This window comes from Clostridium sp. DL-VIII (genome assembly GCF_000230835.1).
In the GTDB taxonomy this organism is placed as follows: Bacteria; Bacillota; Clostridia; order Clostridiales; family Clostridiaceae; genus Clostridium.
Map to the genome: position 1 here is coordinate 5,563,115 of NZ_CM001240.1, position 19,038 is coordinate 5,582,152.

At 30.4% G+C, this 19,038-nt stretch carries 16 protein-coding genes; 6 read left to right on the plus strand and 10 right to left on the minus strand.

Features of this window, described 5'->3' with window-relative positions; translation table 11 throughout:
* Positions 1-4 precede the first annotated feature (4 nt).
* From CDLVIII_RS25410 to CDLVIII_RS25445, 8 genes are all read right to left on the minus strand, one after another.
* A complete protein-coding gene (locus CDLVIII_RS25410) occupies positions 5-574 on the minus strand; it encodes a 4Fe-4S dicluster domain-containing protein (RefSeq protein ID WP_009172357.1) in 570 nt (189 codons plus the stop codon).
* Positions 575-1,960, minus strand: coding sequence for a [FeFe] hydrogenase, group A (locus CDLVIII_RS25415; protein WP_009172358.1), 1,386 nt, complete (start codon positions 1,958-1,960; stop codon positions 575-577).
* A 367-nt stretch (positions 1,961-2,327) separates the two neighbouring features.
* Positions 2,328-2,882 carry a 4Fe-4S dicluster domain-containing protein gene (locus CDLVIII_RS25420; RefSeq protein ID WP_009172359.1) on the minus strand — a complete coding sequence of 185 codons (555 nt, stop codon included), beginning with the start codon at positions 2,880-2,882 and terminating at the stop codon, positions 2,328-2,330.
* Between the two features lie 46 nt (positions 2,883-2,928).
* Complete coding sequence (gene fdhD, locus CDLVIII_RS25425) at positions 2,929-3,741, minus strand: formate dehydrogenase accessory sulfurtransferase FdhD (RefSeq protein WP_009172360.1); 813 nt, start codon at positions 3,739-3,741, stop codon at positions 2,929-2,931.
* Between the two features lie 3 nt (positions 3,742-3,744).
* The gene (gene mobB / locus CDLVIII_RS25430) at positions 3,745-4,284 is read right to left on the minus strand and encodes a molybdopterin-guanine dinucleotide biosynthesis protein B (RefSeq protein ID WP_009172361.1); all 540 of its coding nucleotides are present in this window, start codon (positions 4,282-4,284) and stop codon (positions 3,745-3,747) included.
* Complete coding sequence (gene glp / locus CDLVIII_RS25435; RefSeq protein WP_009172362.1) at positions 4,262-5,473, minus strand: gephyrin-like molybdotransferase Glp; 1,212 nt, start codon at positions 5,471-5,473, stop codon at positions 4,262-4,264. The genes mobB and glp overlap by 23 nt, the downstream gene beginning before the upstream one ends.
* A 20-nt stretch (positions 5,474-5,493) precedes the next feature.
* The gene (gene fdhF, locus CDLVIII_RS25440) at positions 5,494-7,635 is read right to left on the minus strand and encodes a formate dehydrogenase subunit alpha (protein WP_009172363.1); all 2,142 of its coding nucleotides are present in this window, start codon (positions 7,633-7,635) and stop codon (positions 5,494-5,496) included.
* 175 nt (positions 7,636-7,810) lie between these two features.
* Positions 7,811-8,161, minus strand: coding sequence for a Na-translocating system protein MpsC family protein (locus CDLVIII_RS25445; RefSeq protein ID WP_009172364.1), 351 nt, complete (start codon positions 8,159-8,161; stop codon positions 7,811-7,813).
* A gap of 344 nt (positions 8,162-8,505) precedes the next feature.
* On the opposite strand from CDLVIII_RS25445, the gene CDLVIII_RS25450 reads away from it, so the two are divergent.
* From CDLVIII_RS25450 to CDLVIII_RS25460, 3 genes are all read left to right on the plus strand, one after another.
* Entirely contained in the window at positions 8,506-8,994 is a 489-nt protein-coding gene (locus CDLVIII_RS25450; protein ID WP_009172365.1) for a MogA/MoaB family molybdenum cofactor biosynthesis protein, read from the plus strand.
* 731 nt (positions 8,995-9,725) lie between these two features.
* Positions 9,726-10,904, plus strand: coding sequence for an MFS transporter (locus CDLVIII_RS25455; RefSeq protein WP_009172367.1), 1,179 nt, complete (start codon positions 9,726-9,728; stop codon positions 10,902-10,904).
* A 362-nt stretch (positions 10,905-11,266) separates the two neighbouring features.
* Positions 11,267-11,710, plus strand: a complete 444-nt coding sequence (locus tag CDLVIII_RS25460; RefSeq protein WP_009172368.1) for a MarR family transcriptional regulator — start codon at positions 11,267-11,269, stop codon at positions 11,708-11,710.
* Positions 11,711-12,441: 731 nt separating this feature from the next.
* On the opposite strand, the gene CDLVIII_RS25465 is transcribed toward CDLVIII_RS25460, so the two are convergent.
* A complete protein-coding gene (locus CDLVIII_RS25465; protein ID WP_035302562.1) occupies positions 12,442-12,774 on the minus strand; it encodes a helix-turn-helix domain-containing protein in 333 nt (110 codons plus the stop codon).
* 132 nt (positions 12,775-12,906) lie between these two features.
* Between CDLVIII_RS25465 and CDLVIII_RS25470 the strand changes: the two genes are divergently transcribed.
* Together CDLVIII_RS25470 and CDLVIII_RS25475 are read left to right on the plus strand one after the other, a co-directional pair.
* A complete protein-coding gene (locus CDLVIII_RS25470) occupies positions 12,907-13,302 on the plus strand; it encodes a pyridoxamine 5'-phosphate oxidase family protein (protein WP_035302563.1) in 396 nt (131 codons plus the stop codon).
* Positions 13,303-13,763: 461 nt separating this feature from the next.
* Positions 13,764-15,299, plus strand: coding sequence for a methyl-accepting chemotaxis protein (locus tag CDLVIII_RS25475; RefSeq protein WP_009172371.1), 1,536 nt, complete (start codon positions 13,764-13,766; stop codon positions 15,297-15,299).
* A gap of 219 nt (positions 15,300-15,518) precedes the next feature.
* Here the strand turns inward: CDLVIII_RS25475 and CDLVIII_RS25480 are convergent, their stop codons facing one another.
* Positions 15,519-17,264, minus strand: a complete 1,746-nt coding sequence (locus CDLVIII_RS25480; RefSeq protein ID WP_009172372.1) for an ATP-binding protein — start codon at positions 17,262-17,264, stop codon at positions 15,519-15,521.
* Between the two features lie 498 nt (positions 17,265-17,762).
* Here CDLVIII_RS25480 and CDLVIII_RS25485 point away from each other — a divergent pair, with 498 nt between their 5' ends.
* Complete coding sequence (locus tag CDLVIII_RS25485; protein WP_009172373.1) at positions 17,763-18,731, plus strand: zinc-binding alcohol dehydrogenase family protein; 969 nt, start codon at positions 17,763-17,765, stop codon at positions 18,729-18,731.
* Positions 18,732-19,038 lie beyond the last annotated feature (307 nt).

Genomic DNA, 19,038 nt, shown 5'->3' on the forward strand with positions numbered 1-19,038 from the left:
ACACTTATACTATATTTACTAAATTAGCTGCAGCATTTTTTCTCTTTTCCAAAATGTCTTTATCTATAATTTTAGATTCAACCAATCTTAATGCTTCTGTAGGACATACCTCTACGCAGGCAGGACCATTTTCCCTACCTATACATAAATCACATTTATTTGCAACTAATCTTTCTTTATATTCTAGCTTTCCGTCTTTATCGCACATTAACCCTTTTTGAATAACTTTCTCTCCTGCTTTATGTTCAACTATTATATCAATAGCACCAAAAGGACAAACTATTGCACAAGATTTGCAGCCTATGCATGTATCTTTATTTATTAACACTACCCCGTCTTTATTTATAATCGAACCATTTGGACATGCATTAGCACACGGAGCATTTTCACAATGCCTGCATTGAATTGGAGCACTTACATCTGCTGTTTTAATAACTTTTAAGCAAGGATTAAAATTAACCTTATCCTTACTTTGTACAAGTATGTTTTCTTCAGAATGTGCAACAACACATGCAGCCTCACAAGTTCTGCAGCCTATACATCTTTTTGGATTTGCTATAACAAAATTATTCATTTATATTTCCTCCTTTTTTCTCGAAACAAACTTTGTATGTAGTAAATGATGGGATTTTTCACCAAGAGGTTCTATTAAAAACTCCTCATATAATTTTTTTATAAAAGGATTTTCATGAGACTTTCTTATTTCAAGTTCAGAATCATGTTTATAGATACCTTTTTTTCTGCTCACCAAACCATTTCTTCTATCTATATCTAAGATAAACTTAGGTTGTCCACCACCGCTTACACAACCTTCTGGACAAGTCATAACTTCAATAAAATCAAATTCACAGTTTCCTTCTTTTATATCTTCAAGTATTTTAACTACATTTTTCAATCCTGAAACCACCGCCACTTTTAGTGTTATCTTCGGCAATTTCACTTCTGCAACCCTAATTCCTTCACTGCCTCGTACAAAATTAAGCTCTAAATTAGGAATAGATTTCTTTGTAAGCATCTCATAGCCGCTTCTAAGTGCTGCTTCCATTACACCACCAGTTACTCCAAAAATATTACCAGCTCCAGTATAACTTCCAAGTGGTAAATCGAACTCTTCATCCTTCAAGTTTTTAAAATCTATGCCTTTATCTCTTATAAGCTGAGCAAATTCCCTTGTAGTAATAACTATATCTACATCCTTAAAACCACTATCCTGCATTTCTTCTCTATCACATTCAAATTGCTTACAAGTACATGGCATTATAGCTACATTATATATTTTCTTAGGACTAACCTTATCTATTTTAGCACCATAGGTTTTAAAAATTGTTCCAGCCATTTGTTGTGGCGATTTACAGCTTGAAAGATGATTTAAAAGCTCTGGATAGCTTTGTTCCATAAATTTCACCCAGGCAGGACAACAAGAAGTAAACATCGGCAATTTCCCACCTTTTGTTACCCTTTTTATAAGCTCACTGCCTTCTTCCATTATTGTTAAATCCGCACCAAAGTTAGTATCATAAACCCTGTTAAAACCTAATCTTCGCAGAGCTGCTGCCATTTTACCAGCTGTTAAACTTCCAGCTTTAAGTCCGAATTCTTCACCTAAAGAAACCCTTATAGCTGGTGCACATTGAACTATAGTAAATAATTCTTCATTATGTAGAGCCTCCTTCACTTTAGCTGCATTTCCTTTGTTAAAAGCCGCAAAAACCGGCTCATTTACACTTTCAAGTAAGCCTCTAGCTCTTCTTTTCTCTTCTATTGCATGGCTGTTTTCTCTATTTTCAAACGCATAAGAATTACATACCTGTATGCATTGTCCACATGAAACACAAACATCATAATCAATCTCTTGAGGTTGTCCCGCTTCGCCTTGTATTGCATTTACAGGGCATACTTCAACACATTGCTGACACCCAGTACATAACTCTTTATCAATATTTACAAAACCAATATCCATAAACTAAATTCCTTTCTTTTATAATATATATCAAAAACTTTATATTTCCTCAAATATATATCTACACTAGAAATAAGTGACATGTTGTGTGTAGTGTTTCATTGAAATTTAAAATCACCCATTTAAATTCCAAACTAATTTTTCGACTTATACCTAAAAATATATCTCGCCTAGAAATTGAATACATGTTTGTGAAGTTGGCATTAGAAAATGAACTGCCAATGTCACTTAATGGCTGGTTGTTCCATTTTGGTTTGTCCTAAGCTTGTCTTAGGAGCAAACTGAAATGGATGCAACCTGACATTTAGTGACATTCAGTGAAATTTTCTTAGTCCAACGGAATAAACATGTATTCAATTTCGGTTAGTTATATATTTAAGTTACTTACTGCTCTTATGTTTCTTATTCTTTTTTCTTCTATGACATCGAATAATTTAAGAGCATCTTTAGGACATGCTTTTACACAAGCTGGTTCACCTTGTTCTTTACATAAATCACATTTATATGCAACCTTTGTTTCTTTCTCTTCTAGGACTTCTTCAAATAATTCCTTCTGTACATTTTGCATGACTGCTTTTCCAGCCTTATACTTAGTTCCCATTTCAATAGCTCCAAACGGGCAAGCTACTGCACATGCTTTACAACCTATGCAAATTTCTTCATCAATTATTATTGCATTATCTTCATTTTTAATTGCATTTATAGGACAGACCTTTGCACAAGGCGCATTTTCACAATGTCTACATTGAACTGGAACTGTAAAGTCCTTCTCTTTAATAACATGTATCCTAGAAATTATTGGTGTCTCTATATTTCCAACAGTGACTGCTTCATTATGAGCCTTAAAGCAGGCTATTTCACAAGCCTTACACCCAACGCACTTATTAGCATCTCCCACAATGAAAGAATTGTAATTTTCCATATTAATTTCACTCCTTTGTACAATCAAGCATCTAAAAAACAAAATACTAGAATTCTGATTTTTTATTAGTATCTACAATTCTATATCCATTAGCATATATATTCATTTTATTGCCTCTTACAAATCCAACTAAAGTAATATTTAATCTTTTGGCAAGGGCCACAGAAAGACTTGTAGGTGCTGATTTAGATATAATTATTGGTATTTCCAGCTTAGCTGCCTTTAGTATCATTTCAAGAGATACTCTTCCGCTAAGTATAACCGCTTTATCCTTAAGGAATATTCCTTTCATCAGTGATTCTCCAATAACCTTGTCCAATGCATTATGTCTAGCTACATCTTCATACACTACAAGCATTTCATTGCTATCACATAATGCAACGCAGTGAACTCCTCCTGTGTTTTTAAAAACATCGGAATAATCTAAATTTGTTCTCATAAATTCAAATATTTTTTCAGTATACATTTTAGCATCACTTTCAACAGGCTTACAGTTTAAGGAATCTAAGAAATTATCAATTCCATCAACTGACTGATCCTTTATACTTTCTAAATCAATTTTCTTAGAGAAAAAGCTTTCACGAGCAGCATCTTTATTTTTAGTCTCAACCTCTGCAATTCCCTTTTTTTCATTTAAATTAAAAGATATTATATCATCACTAGTATTTATTAAACCTTCTGTTCTTAAAAAACCAACTGACAATGCTTTTAAGTTTTCTGGACTACATAAAAGTGTAGCTAATTTTTTTCCATTAAGAAAAATTGTTAGCGGGTATTCCCTAACTAAAAGTTCATCTACATCTGCTTTCCCAATACCGTCTTCTATTTTAAAAACTTTACATTCTAATGTTTTTTCCATTATTTATTTCTCCTTTATAACTTTATCTTCAATAAATTCAGCTATCCTATTCACATCATTAATATCCAATTGTTCTATGTCTAAACTTAGCTTTTCATCAGTAGCTATTGCTAAAAATTTCGTTCTATCTAAACTTTCATTTTCACATAGAAGCTTTGAATCAACTTCTTTTCTATGAACTTCTATTTTAGGGTATCCATTATTTTTATATCCCTCTATGATTACCAAATCCATATCTACAAATAGTTCTAGTATTTCTTCAAGATCTTTTTCTTCCTTAGTTTTTTCTATCATAGCTATTTTTTCTTTTGATGAAATAACCATTTTGTCTGCTCCAGCTTTTACAAATCTATAACTGTCTTTTCCCTCTTTATCAATTTCAAAATTATGAGCATCGTGTTTTAAGACTCCTATGTTATAGTTTTTTTCTTTGAATATAGGTATTAATGCTTCTATTAATGTTGTCTTGCCTGTTTCAGATTTAGTTGCAACTATAGATATTACTTTAATCTCACTTAATTTATTTAAAGATAAATTTTCCACTTAAAACTTCCCCTGCCTTTTTATATCCAATTCCTTCTGGCATTATTATTATTCCATTTGCCTTACTCATAGTAATTAACTGGTTAGAACTTTGAGATCCGGCCTTATATGCGTATAGCTTTCCGTTCTCAGCTTTTATCTTTACATATATGTACTTACTTCTGCCTTCTTTTTCCTTAAAGTCTTCAGCTAGTATAACTGGGAAAGTATTATCACTATCCATGTTTTTACCAAGCATTTTGTCACAAGCTGGCTTTACGAATTCTTCAAAGGTAGTTATTGCAGATAATGGATTGCCTGGTAAGCTAAAAAATAGTTTTTTATCAATAACTGCAAAACTTATTGGCTTTCCTGGTTTTATAGCTACAGATTGAAATTTTATATCAGCATTTATTTCCTTTAATACTTGTTCTACAAAATCAAAATCTCCAACTGACGCACCACCTGAAGTTATAACTACATCTGATTTTTCTAATGCTTCTTTAATTTTACTTTTTAAAGTATCCTTTTTATCTTCTACAATTCCTAGGGATAAAGCTTCTAAGCCTAAATTCTTAATTAATGCTTTTAGCGAATATTCATTGCTATTTCTTATTTGCCCAAACTTAGGAGTTTCATCTATATCTACAAGTTCATCTCCCGTTGTAAGTATTGATACTACTGGATTTCTATGAACTTTAATTTTGCTATAGCCTAAAGAAGCTAAAACTCCAATTTCAGTTGGCCTAATCAGCGTTCCTTTTCTTAAAGCAATATCTCCTACTTTAATTTCTTCACCAAGTTTTATTACATTGCATCCATTTTTAACTTTCTCAGAAATATAAAGAATATCCTCACGAACCTCTACTTTTTCAATTTGTATTACTGCATTTGCACCTTTAGGCACTGGCGCTCCTGTCATTATCTTCATGGCTTGCCCATTACTTAATTCTTTATCACTAGACTCCCCAGCTTTTATAAGATCAACTATCTCAAGCTGTATTGAAACTCCATCTTCATATAAATCCGTGTCCTCACTTTTTATGGCATATCCATCCATAGCTGATTTATCAAAGGGTGGAAGATTGTCTCTAGAATTTATATCTTCTGCTAGTACTTTATTTAAACAAGATAAAATTTCCTTTTCTTCATCTTCTAAAACCTTAGACTCTTCCAAAATTATTCTTAAAGCTTCTTCTACACTAATCATTGCTATTTCCTTTCCAAATATTATTTTTCAGATGTTATTCTCATCTTCTTTCTTATGTTTTCATATTCAGTTATTATATATTCCTCAGCTGACTTTTGATCTTCGATTCTTTCAACCTTAATTGCACAATACTTAAATTCAGGAGTTTTTGAAATAGGATCAAGACTATCATTAGTTAACTCATTACATGCACCAATCCACCATTGATATGTCATAAAGGTAGAACCTTTTTTAACTCTTTCAGTAATAAGAGCTCTTGATAGTACACTTCCTCTTCTAGATGTTATTCTTACAAGTTCTTGATCTTTTATATTTAACTCCTCTGCATCTTCAATGCTCATTTGTATAAATCCTGGTTCATCTGCAAGCTTTTGAAGGGCACGGCAATTTCCTGTCATTGTTCTTACTGAATAATGTCCAACTTCTCTTACAGTTGATAAACTTAAAGGATATTCTTCATCTGTTAATTCAACTGGTGGTCTCCATTCGCAAGCAAATAATCTTCCTTTACCGCTAGGAGTCGTAAATTTATTTCCTTCATATAAATAAGAAGTTCCTTTGTGATCTTCTGTAGGACAAGGCCATCTAACAATTCCTTGTTCTTCAATCTTTTTGTAGCTTGCTCCTGCAAACTTAGGACATAGGCTTCTCATTTCATCCCATATTTCTTCTGTATTTTTATAATTCATTGGGTAACCCATAGCTGTTGCTACTGCACTTATTATTTCCCAATCAGTTTTTACATCCCCTAAAGGTTCCACTGCTTTTCTTATCCTTTGGAAGCCTCTATCTGCTGAACTATAAACTCCATCATGTTCTCCCCAAGAAGTTGAAGGTAAAATAACATCAGCATGAAGGGCTGTTTTATTCATAAATATATCTTGCACCACTATAAATTCAATTTTATCTAAAGCTTCTCTAAGCTCTGCTGCATTTGGATCACTTTGAACTGGATCTTCTCCAAATATATAGTAGGCTTTTATTTTATCTTCCTTAAGAACTAATTCAGGCACTTGAGTTAAGAAATATCCATTTTTATCTGAAAGTTTAACGCCCCAAGCCTTTTCAAATTTTTCTTGTACTTTCTTATCTGTTACAAGTTGATATCCTGGATAATTATTAGGGATTGTCCCCATGTCACAAGTTCCTTGTACATTATTTTGTCCACGAACTGGTCCGATTCCTACGCTCGGTCTTGCAAAGTTTCCTGTTAAAAGAGCAATAGATGCGAGACCCCTTACTACATCAACAGCTTGTGAGAATTGACAAACACCCATACCATATAATATTGTGGCATTTTTAGCCTTTGCATAAGTCCTCATTGCTTTTCTTATATAGTCAGCTTTTACGCCTGTTATCTCTTCAGCATATTCTGGAGTATATTTTTCTACTTCTGCTTTATACTTTTCAAAATCCTCAGTATATTTTTCTACATAATCATGATCATATAAATCTTCATTTATTAACACATTTCCAAAGGCATTAACTAAAGCCATATTAGTTCCACCCTTTAGTTGAAGCCATAAATCAGACAATCTTACAACATCTGTTTTTCTAGGATCTGTCACAATTACTTTTGCACCCTTTTCTTTAGCCTTAACTATTCTTCTTGCTACTATAGGATGAGTTTCTGCAGGATTATATCCAAATATAAATAAAACATCTGAATCTTCAATTTCTGGAATAGAATTTGACATTGCGCCATCACCTAGTGAATAAGTAAGTCCTGCAACAGATGGTCCATGGCATACTCTAGCACAATGATCTATATTGTTAGTTCCAATAACTGCTCTCATAAACTTTTGCATTACATAGTTTGGTTCATTTCCTGGACCTCTAGCTGAGCCTGTCCCCATAATTGCATCTGGTCCATATTTAGCTTTTATCTTCATAAGATTTTCTGCTGTAAATTTAATAGCTTCATCCCATGAAACTTCCTCTAACTCTCCATTTTTTCTTATCATAGGCTTTTTAATTCTAGAAGTTAATATTTGAGGGTCATTTAAGAAATCCCAGCCATAATATCCTTTTAAACATAATTTTCCTTCATTATTATCACCATTTGCAGGTTCCGCTCTTACAATCTTTCCATCCTCAACTACAAGATATAAATTACACCCACTTCCGCAATAAGGACACACTGTTAACACTTTCTTTTCCATATTCTGATCCACTCCTTTTAATTATCTACTCATAAAATCAATTGTATCTAAAAAAATAAAAAACCAGTACAAGGACTGTTTGTTTCAACTGTCCTCAGTACTGGTTTATTTAAAAGCTAAAATATTATTAATATTCTTCTTTTCAATCCAACCTTAATTTATTAACTTTTAGAGTTTAATCTATTAATTTTATCGTTATAACTACTGTTCTATTATCATTTTCTATATTACAAATTTTCCAGCTATAAGTAAAGTCTTTTTTCAATATATCCTTTACTTCCTGAAGAAAATTTTTTTCAAGATGAGGCTTCATTATCTTCCAATAGTCTGCCACTATATCGACAGCGCCTTCATTAACCAAAATTTCGCTAAGATTTGAAAGAATACCCTTTATCTCTACAGTTATTGTATCAGGGGAATTACTATTTACCTTAACATATTCTGGCCCTATACCTCTGTAATGTTTTATAATTTTAACTGTAACTTTTTTAATTCGTTCTTGCAATTCAAGATTTATAGCACTCATTTTCTATTTAAATCTCCTACTTTATTAACAAAATCCGATTCTATATATTTTACCCTTCTGCAATATTTTAGTCAATCCAAAATATTGATGAAATTCTTCATTTAAAGCTTTATTTTTACATATTTCTAACTAATTATCACTTATATTAAGTCTTTCATTTTTTTCTTAATTAATCTTATATTTAATATTAATATTTTCATCTATGATTAAATTATAGTATAATTATTTAAGTTTAAATATTTACTAAGGCACATGAAAATAAATAACAGGTTCAAGGCTGACAAATGGACTTGTTATTTATTTGATTGTGCCTAATACAAATCTTCCCTCAGGAGGTAAACATAATGATAAGTACAGCAATACTAACTATAAGTGATAAAGGCTACAACAATCAACGCGACGACCTAACTGGTCCAGCTATAAAAGATATTCTACCAACTGATAAGTTTTCTGTAGAATATTATAAAATAATCCCTGATGAAGTTGAAATGATAAAATCAGAACTAATATATCTTTGTGATTCCTTAGGTATTAATATGATCTTAACAAATGGAGGAACAGGTTTTTCAAAAAGAGATGTTACTCCAGAAGCCACCACAAGTGTTATAGAAAAACTAGTTCCTGGCATCCCTGAAGCAATGAGAAATGCTTCGCTGAAAATAACTCCTAAAGCCATGCTTTCAAGAGCTGTTAGCGGAATTAGAAGAAGCACCTTAATAGTAAATTTACCTGGAAGTCCCAAAGGTGCTGTAGAAAATCTAGAGGTTATACTACCTGCCCTTCCTCATGGAATTGATATTCTAACTGGTAAAGCTTCTGAGTGCAGTCGGTAATATAAAAAAACAAACTCTATATTGAAAATTTAATATATATGTTGCAATTGAAAATTTACAATGTACAATTGACAATTATGGTTGAAATCCTTACAGGATTTCTTCAATAATTGTTAATTGTGAACTGTACATTGCAAATTGCAATATATATTTCATAATTTTTAGTTAGTTATTAACATCTCAAATTCAATGTATAAATAATTTTAAAAAGTACCTTATGAATAATAAGCGTTTTATCTATAATGTACTTTTTTAAATTATTTTTAGGTATGTTAATCTCTTTGTTAATTATTATTCTCATATAAACTCTCCTCGTTAAATCATTTTAATTTATTATAATTCCATTTTTCCTTTCAACAATAACCACTTTTAATATTTTTTAATCATCCAATGTTATTCTATAAGCTAATCCAATCTATACGATGTATATTTTCTCAATTCATAGACTTGTTTTTATTTACACAAAATTTTTCTTCCGTTTCATAACTTTACAGACCACTTGTTTCCGCACTTTCAAAAGTTATCTTTATATCCAACTTCATTATAATTTCTTAAAGAAACAAAAAGAGCTTACCACTCTTTATCTTTGCCTGATAAGTCATTTTAATATATACATATAAAAAATTTAATTTCACCGACTTTATAAATCAAACTAGTTGCAAAGGAAACTAATTCATGTTATATTAATATTAGTTGCAAAGGAAACTAATATTACAAAGGAGAGAACAATAATGGAAAAAGATATACAAAAAGATAAGGTTCTTTGGACAAAAAACTTCGTCATTATAAACGTCATAAACTTATTAATATTTTTTGGATTTCAAATGTTATTACCTACACTTCCGCTATATGCAAAAAAACTTGGAGGGACAAACTCTATTATTGGATTAGTAACTGGAGCATTTGTAGTATCTTCAGTAATAATTAGGCCAATTTCAGGATTACTTCTTGATAAATTAGGACGAAAAAAGGTATTTTTAGTTGGATTATTTATATTTATTATATCAGTATTTTCTTATTCACTAGTTCCATTTATTAGTGCAATTCTTATAATGCGTTTTATCCATGGCTTTGGCTGGGGTGCAGCAAGTACAGCTTCCAATACAATTGCTACAGATAATATTCCAAAGGATCGTTTTGGTGAAGGAATGGGATATTTTAGTTTGACAAGTAGTTTGGCCATGGCTGTAGCTCCTACCATTGGACTATTTGTGATATCAAAATATAGCTTTCAGGCTCTGTTTTTTATATCTACTCTACTAGCCGTGCTTGGTGCCATTATTGCTTTTAAATTAGAATACAAAAAAATTGAGATTAAAGAGCAAACTGAAATAAAGGCTTCATTGTATGAAAAAGTATCTGTAAATCCTTCTATTATAGTATTTTTTGTAACAATAACTTATGGTGCATTAACCAGTTTCTTACCTCTTTATGCCTCACAAAAAGGCATAGAGAACATTGGAATTTTCTTTACAGTCTATGCAATATCCTTATTTATTTCTAGACCAATATTCGGTAAAATAATAGATAAATTAGGTTTTGACTATGCAATTATTCCGGGTTTTATATGTGTAATTGTATCTATGGCACTGTTATCTGAGGCCTCAAATATTAGCATGTTTTTAATCGCCGCATTTATTTACGGAATAGGCTTTGGAGCAACTCAATCTAGTTTACAGACAATGGCAATGACTGGTGTTCCACCTTCACGTCTAGGTGCTGCCAATGCTACATTTTTCACTGCATTTGATTGTGGTATAGGATTAGGAGCAGTAATTTTAGGAGTGGTTTCATCAAACGTTGGATATGCTCAAATGTATCTTTGGGCAAGTGGATCTGCTATTATAGCGTTTATTCTTTATTTCATTATTGGTAGAAAAAGAAAACTTCAATCGCAAATACAAAAGTAGCATTTCACCTTATAATTTGTACGTAACATAAATTCTCAAAGTATAAATTAATCACATACAAAGTCAGCTCTGCATCTTATCAAGGACAGAGCTTTCTTTTTGTAAATAATATCTATATTTTAAAATACTAATCTATAATTCGAAAATATATATATCCTAGTAAATTATTGAAACTATAATTATTTATCTATATAATTAAGATGGTTTTATCCGATAGCTAGCATCCGTAACACTCCCTTTTCTTTAAGCGGTAGATAACGGCTGCACGCTCCTGGATAAGTTCAACTAAATTCAGCTGGAGTTAAAACTCCACCTGAAAAGTTTCACTTTATAGGAAACTAATGTAAAGGAGATAAGTAAATATGGAGAACATTAGTAAACTTAATGCAGCAATTTATAGAAATGCTCAGAGCATAATAAATTCAAAGCTTATAGATTTAAATATTAGAAGTGGCCAACATGATTTTTTATATGTGATTTCAAAAAATGAAGGTATAAATCAGAAAGAGTTAAGTGAATTTTTGTATGTAGGTAAATCAACTACTGCAAAAGCAGTAAAAAATTTAATAGAAAATGATTATGTAAAAAGAGTTCAAGATGAAAATGATAAGCGTATCTATAAGTTATATTTAACAGAAGAAGGTAAAAAAGTTATCCCTAAAATAGATGAAGCATTTTTAGAGTTAGTGTCTATTTTTTCTAAAAATTTATCTAAAAGGGAAGAAGAACAAACAATTACTATTCTAAAAAGAATCCTCCATACGGTTTCTGAAGAAAAAAATAAACTAAATTCTAATATTGATTAATTTATGGATTGTTTCATCTTTTGCAAAATGCATAAGATGAAGCCGCTTGTAGCAATAAAAACCAACGACTATTTAAGCCACATACAAATAGTCGCGGGTTTTATGGTGGAGAGGTGAAGCGCAGCCATTGAAATCCTATACATTATTTATTCATATATTTTTATTTTAATTTTCTTGAATTCATTATGGTGAATTACTTTTTATTCTTATTACATACTTTCACATAATATCCTTGTATACATATAGTTCAGGATTACATAAAAAATCCTCTATTATAATCCGCTTCAAAGTATATAAAAAAACCATAAAAATCCAAATTTTAGATTTTCATGGTTTTTTACTTATCTTGTTAATCTCTGACAAAAGCAAGATTTAAAAATAATGTCATACCTAGGATTTTAGAGCTTTCAATATGATGATATTATATGTTTCAATTACGAGAATGTAAAGTCCCGTAATTAATGATTTTTATTTCCCTACATAAATAAAAAGATCGCATATAAATCAAACTAAAGGAATGTTAACAGATCTTGATATGTGTCACTTCACAGATTGAGATGAGCAAATAGAATTTTTTCTATATCATTTTTAAGTCTCTCTTTTGCAGTATATTTGTATTATACAAAAAAATCGCAAATTCAATTTATTGAATAATACGATTTTTACAATTTGTATTTATCTTTAGTAATTTATAAAATAATTCCTTAATAATACATTCTGATAGTTATCACCTATTCATTTTTAGTAGATTTAATATACTTATCTCCCCAAATTCCAAACTGTTCTAACACAGGCTTAAATTCCTTTCCTAAGTCTGTTAGTGAATACTCCACCCTTGGTGGAATTTCCGAATAAACATGTCGATTAATCACTCCATAATCTTCTAGTATTCGTAATTCCTTTGTTAATGTAGACTGTGCGATATTATCCATTCTTCTTTGTAGTTCTCCAAAACGTAGTACTCCATCATTCAAATTATACATAATTAATATTGACCATTTCCCAGAAAATATTCTTTGCGCTATAAGATATGTACATTTCCCAAAACTGTTATTGTTCATCATAGCTCCTTTCACAGTATCTAATTAGATACTTACTCCACTTAAAATTCGTACTTTTCATATTTATTATATATGATATTATTAACATGACGTCAAGTTTAATACACATATACGAGAGGAGCAATACTTATGAATATGAGCAATGCATTAGAATTTTTAAAAGAAAGTGGTACTTTTTATTTAGCAACTACTGAAGGTAACCAACCAAGAGTAAGACCATTTGGTGCTGTCTTTGAATATGAAGGAAAATTATACATTGTCACAGAGAATACAAAAAAATGCTTTAAACAAATGTTAGAAAACCCTAAAGTCGAAATTTCCTGTATGAATAAAAAGGGACAATGGATTCGTATTGCTGGAGAAGTTGCAAATGATGAACGACGTGAAGCAAAGGAATTTGCACTAGAATCTAATCCATTTTTAAAATCTAATCATAGCGCTGATAATGGAGTTTTTTCAGTTTTATACTTTACAAAAGGAACTGCTACTATTTATTCTTATACTGCTGAACCTGAAACATTCTCACTATAATCCATATATAATTCAGTGGTATTGGTTTGCAATCAAGCTATTTCAATCTCCAAAAGATTGAAATAGCTTTTTAAATATTCTCTCGATTTGTTTAGTAAATTTATAGCTTGTGGAAATATAGTGACTATAATTTTTTAAAATTCATAACACATATTCACAATTGAATTTTTTACCAAATAGATATATCTACCATATTTTGTTGTAAAATTACTCAAGCATTTTTGCACTATTATAGTTTACTCTTAATCATTTCATTAACTTACTATATATAATTTTTCAGCAATTCTAACACACACTTTCAACCTTCGGTATTTTCACACAAAATTTACTATATACTATTTCCTAACCTTATTTAGAATAAAATGATTTTAGAAAAATTTGTTTACAACTTCCAATATTTATTATAATATATATTAAACATATAGTTTTAGTAAGATATCATTACATAAGGGGGCATTAGTATGTTCATAGTCACTATAATTACATCAGTATTAATAACATTAATACTAATCGCAATAATTTTTAGGTCTAATACTCAAAAGTTATATACAATAAATAATCATTTAGAAAAGATATCCAAAGGTGATTTAACAAAAACAATAACTTTAAACGGAATGGGAATTTTTAAAAAGTTTTCTTTAAATATAAATACATTTATCTTATATATAAGAAAATTTATAAATGAAACCGCAACACTTAATGATAAGTTAATAGATTATTGTAAAGATTTAGGAAAATATTCAAAAGAGGTTGAATTCGCTGCTAATAATACGACAGCGGTAATAAATCAAATATCTACTGTTGTTGAAAATCAAACCAATGATATAGTACAAGCCAAGAATTTTATCGAAGAAATCGTTGAAGAAAATAAATCTATAATAAATAACGGAAATTCAATTGAAGATATGTCTTATTCCATGACAATTGAGATAAATAAAACAAATGAAATTTATGATCAGCTAATACAAAAACTTAATAATTCTGCACTTTCTAATGAGAATTTAGCACATAAGACTAAATTACTATACGACAAAGTGTATACAATTCAAAGCATTTCAGATGCAGTAAACAATATTAGCGAAAATACAACTTTGTTATCATTAAACGCATCCATTGAAGCAGCACGCGCAGGAGAACAAGGAAAAGGATTTGCGGTTGTAGCAACCGAGATACAAAAACTTGCTAAAATTTCATCTGAACAATCAAAGGATATAAAAAATATAATAAATGACATAAATAACATAATAAAAGATATATCCGAATCAATGGCTAATGAGGTAAAAGTAATAAATGATAATATTGAATTTTCAAGTATAACAAAAGATAAATTAAAAACTATTAAAGATAAAAATGAAGCTACACTAACTTCAGTAAAAAATATAAATAAAATAATTGATATTCAAGGAAACAAGATAGATAAAATAGGTAGATTCATTGATGATATAGAAATTGTTTCCACCGCTATATCAGATTCTACAAAAAAAGTTGCTGCTGCTTCTGAGGATCAATTAAACTCTATAATCAATATTTCAACTTCTGCATCCGCTTTAGCTGATATGAATAGCAATTTGAAAGGACATATTGATTGCTTTGCAAAAGATTATACTATAGATGATAAAACAAACCAGTATATAAATAATGGATTAGAAATTCTCATAAACTTATCTAAAAATGATATTTTATGGGATATGGACTATAATAGTGCTACAAAAATACTAAAGGAAAAAATTGTTGAATATCCTTATTTTGATCTTTTTGCCTTAATGCAAAGAGATGGTTTAAGAAAAGCTATAACTTTAGATTATACTGAAAATGAAGTTTACGTAAACTTTTCTCATAGGCCATACTTTAAAGAAGCAATTGAAGGAAATTTTTTCAAATCAGAGCCTTATATTTCTGTAGATACAAATAATTATTGTATTGCAATATCCGTACCTGTTCTAAATTCTCAAAAGCAAATTGTAGGAATATTAATGGGAGATCTAATACTCGGCTAAGGTTTTTAAAACCATTTATACCCTAACTTAAATTCTCACATTTATTTTTATCAATTCAATGTCATCTTGAAATAAATTGTAATATTTAAATTTATACTCTCATCATTCACACTATTAATTTTATCTTTTGATAATTAAAATAAGCCCATGAAAATCCAAATTTTAGATTTTTGTGGGTTTCAAGTTAAAGGCGAAACGTTACCCTTAAAATCCACTACTTTATATAATTACATAAATACATATTTTATTTTCTTTACACTCTGCCCATATCTTGCCTTCATGTAACTCCACAATACTTTTAGCAATTGAAAGTCCTATTCCTGAGCCTCCAGTTCGATTATTTCTTGATTCATCAGTTCTATAAAACATATCAAAAATTTTATTAAGTTCATCTTCTTTTATCGGCTTACCTTCATTTTCAATGCTTACCATTGTTCCATTTTCAGCCTTAGCAATCTTTATATTTATGTCACTTTTCTTATTACTGTACCTTATAGCATTAGAAATTATATTTTCAAATTTACTTTCATTCATAGCACTTGTTACTTTTTCAATCTGCTCTTTACTAGTGCTATTTGCTAATATTTCTATGGCTTTACCGTTTACTCCTTTAATATTGGCAAATTCATCAGTATTTTTAAATCCATTATTTTTATCTCTATATGCAATTATTCCTTCTGCATCGCTTTTACTTATACCCTTTAGTTTAAGTAAATCTTCCTTTTCGCAGGTATTTATATTAAATATATAATACGGAAACTTAAGACCTTTAAATTGATCAAAGATAATATTGCTATGTTCCCCTTGACTAATACACCATATTTCTGGAGCACATTCTTCAGTAAAATCATGACCTGTGCTATCCTTAAATATCTGTAATATCCGCTCTTTTTCCTGAGGATATTCCCTTATATATCCATTAACAAATTCTATCAATTGAGGTTTACTATCCTTATTTAAATACTTATTAAAAACATTAAAGACCTTAGAGTATCTTTCATTTAATTCTCTAGTATCAGTTGTTATAAGTTTAATAAAAAAATTAGAGACAACTATTTCAGTAGATAAACTCTGCTCCAAGCTTTTCATCTTTGTCTTATCCTGATAAAGTCCCATATTTCTATATAAAATTGCTTTCTCAGGATCCATAAAATCATAACTTAAATTTTTGTATTTACCATCCCCATTTAATCCAAGTTCATGCCTCTTTAAATTTTCATACTTTTGTTGCCAAAATTGAGATACCTCTCTATAATAATCCAATCTTAAAGGCAATGTGAAATCTCTAGATGCACTATTTACTATAGACTTAGTACTATTTTTTATCCCTTCTATCTCTTTATAAATTTCATTTTTAATTTCATTATTTTCTTCATGCATTCTTGAAATAACTTCAAAATGTTCTCCAAACCCTTCACAAAAAGCAGTGCTATATTCTGTTTGTATATTAGAATAATGCATATCTACTACATTTTGATTTATCTCCCCATTATTAGATGTAGTAATTTTCTGTATAACATGTCCCATTTCGTGAGGTAAAATTTGTGTTATTGATTCAAGGGCATTATAATTTTTCAATTGTCCAGTAGAAAGTTCAATATAGGGTGATTTTGTCTTATCATAAAGCTCTCCATCCTTTTTTAGATAAAAACCAATATTGCCATAGCATCCAGAGTTTTCTCTAAAGGCAAAATATATATCTTTACTATCTAAATTAGAATATTGCAAAGCCTCTCCATAAAGTTCAACTGACTTCTTTATAAAAGATTTATTATAAATATCCATAAATAATTTATCGTCATCCATAGGCTCATACACAGGATATCCATCCTTAGTTTCATCTGTTCCTTTAAGTACTATTACATTTGGTGTTTCTGTTGTCATTTCTTTTGCTGATACATTTTCTTCTATAGCAAAAGAAAGTATGCATAAAGTAAAAATCAACAAAAAAACATACTTCTTCATAATTCTCTCCTTTGATTTTATTGATATAGAGTATGAAATCTCAACTTAATTCTTCCCCGGTTTTCTTTATTAAAGTTGCATTTCCTGGTTTTAATTGTAAAATATATATATCAAAAAAATATGGAGCAAATCTGAAGAATTTCTGAAGAAAAATTATTACAGTAATTATAAATATCAAACTCTTTTATAAATTTTCGTAAACTAAAACAACCCACGACAATACAAAATAAATATTGTCGTGGGTTTCATGTGTTTTGAAAGTACATTGATACAAATATGAATTAACATGGATTTTGCGTAAAGATACCCACTTGAAGTAAGTGGCATGCTTGTAATATTATTTAAATATGAATCAAACCATGCAAACTGTTTCATAATACTTAATATAACTATAAACGGATTTATTGTTCTGCTTATAGTAAATGAAAATGCTTACTATGACTTTTTCTGTCAAAAGTAAGTTGACACAAATGTTCATAATAAAAAAGGAGGTTCAATATGAAAGCAGCAGTTATTAACAAATTAGGAGATATTCCAAGGTACGAGGATTTCCCTGATCCTATTTTAAATGATGGTGATATTACAGTAAAAGTAGAGGCTGTAATATTGGATTATGCACTTAAAGCCCTTGCAGCAGGCGCTCACTTTGCCAGCAAGCAATTCTATCCAAACTTACCAGCTGTTATTGGTCATGGCGGTATAGGTTCTCTAGAAGATGGGACACTTGTGAGTTTTCGAGGCATAAAGTCTCCATATGGTTCTATGGCGGAAAAGGTAGTGATACCAAAGGCTTACGCAACTCCAATTCCACAAGGGGTGACTGCAGAACAGGCAGCAGTTATTCCATCTGCAGCATTAAGTTCTCTCGGGCCTCTTAAATATGTCGCAAAGCTTCAACCTGGTGAAACTGTACTGATTAACGGTGCTACCAGTGTTTCGGGTATGCTTGCCGTACAGATTGCAAAGTATCTTGGAGCAGGAAGGGTTATCGGAACAGGAAGAAATCCGGTATCAGGCGAAAAGCTTAAAGAGTTAGGGGCTGATGCCTTTATTAACCTTAACCAGCCGGATGAGAAAGTAGTGGAAGCCTTAAAAAAAGAAGCCGGAACCGGCTACGATGTGATACTTGATTATCTATGGGGCCACCCTGCAGAAGTTATAATAAACTCCTTTACTCCAAATGCGCTCGGTGTACCAAGTAAAAGAACTCGTTTCGTTCTCATCGGAGGATTAGCAGCATGGACAGCACAACTCTCAGGTCAAAGCTTAATAACCTCAGGCCTTGAGATTTATGGAATGGTAGGTGGACAGACCCCACCTGAAGCTTTTGTTGAGGGTACCAAGCTTATATGGGATATGATAAAACAAGGTAAATTAAGCATGGACATTGTGAAGTATCCGCTTAAAGACATCGAAAAAGTTTGGAACATGGAGGAACATGGAAAAAGGATAGTTATTGTCCCATAGAGTAATTCTTATTTATATTGTTGTATATTATACTTTGGTGTAGCTTCTATTATATAAATTTTGTTAACATACAAGAAATAAAAAGGTAGATTAATTATTTTCACCTAATCTACCTTTTATTATCCAGTATCTTGTTTAATTTAGCATATTTCACAAACATTCGCCTGGATAGGTTATTTTTTAGTCTATTTATTCTCTGCTTCTGCATTGCAATTCAAGTAAATTAATTGTTCAGAAAAATCAAAATTCTTCCAAATCTATTTTAGGGAAAATAGTTGAAGGTTTTCGGCCCGTTGTTTGCCTAATT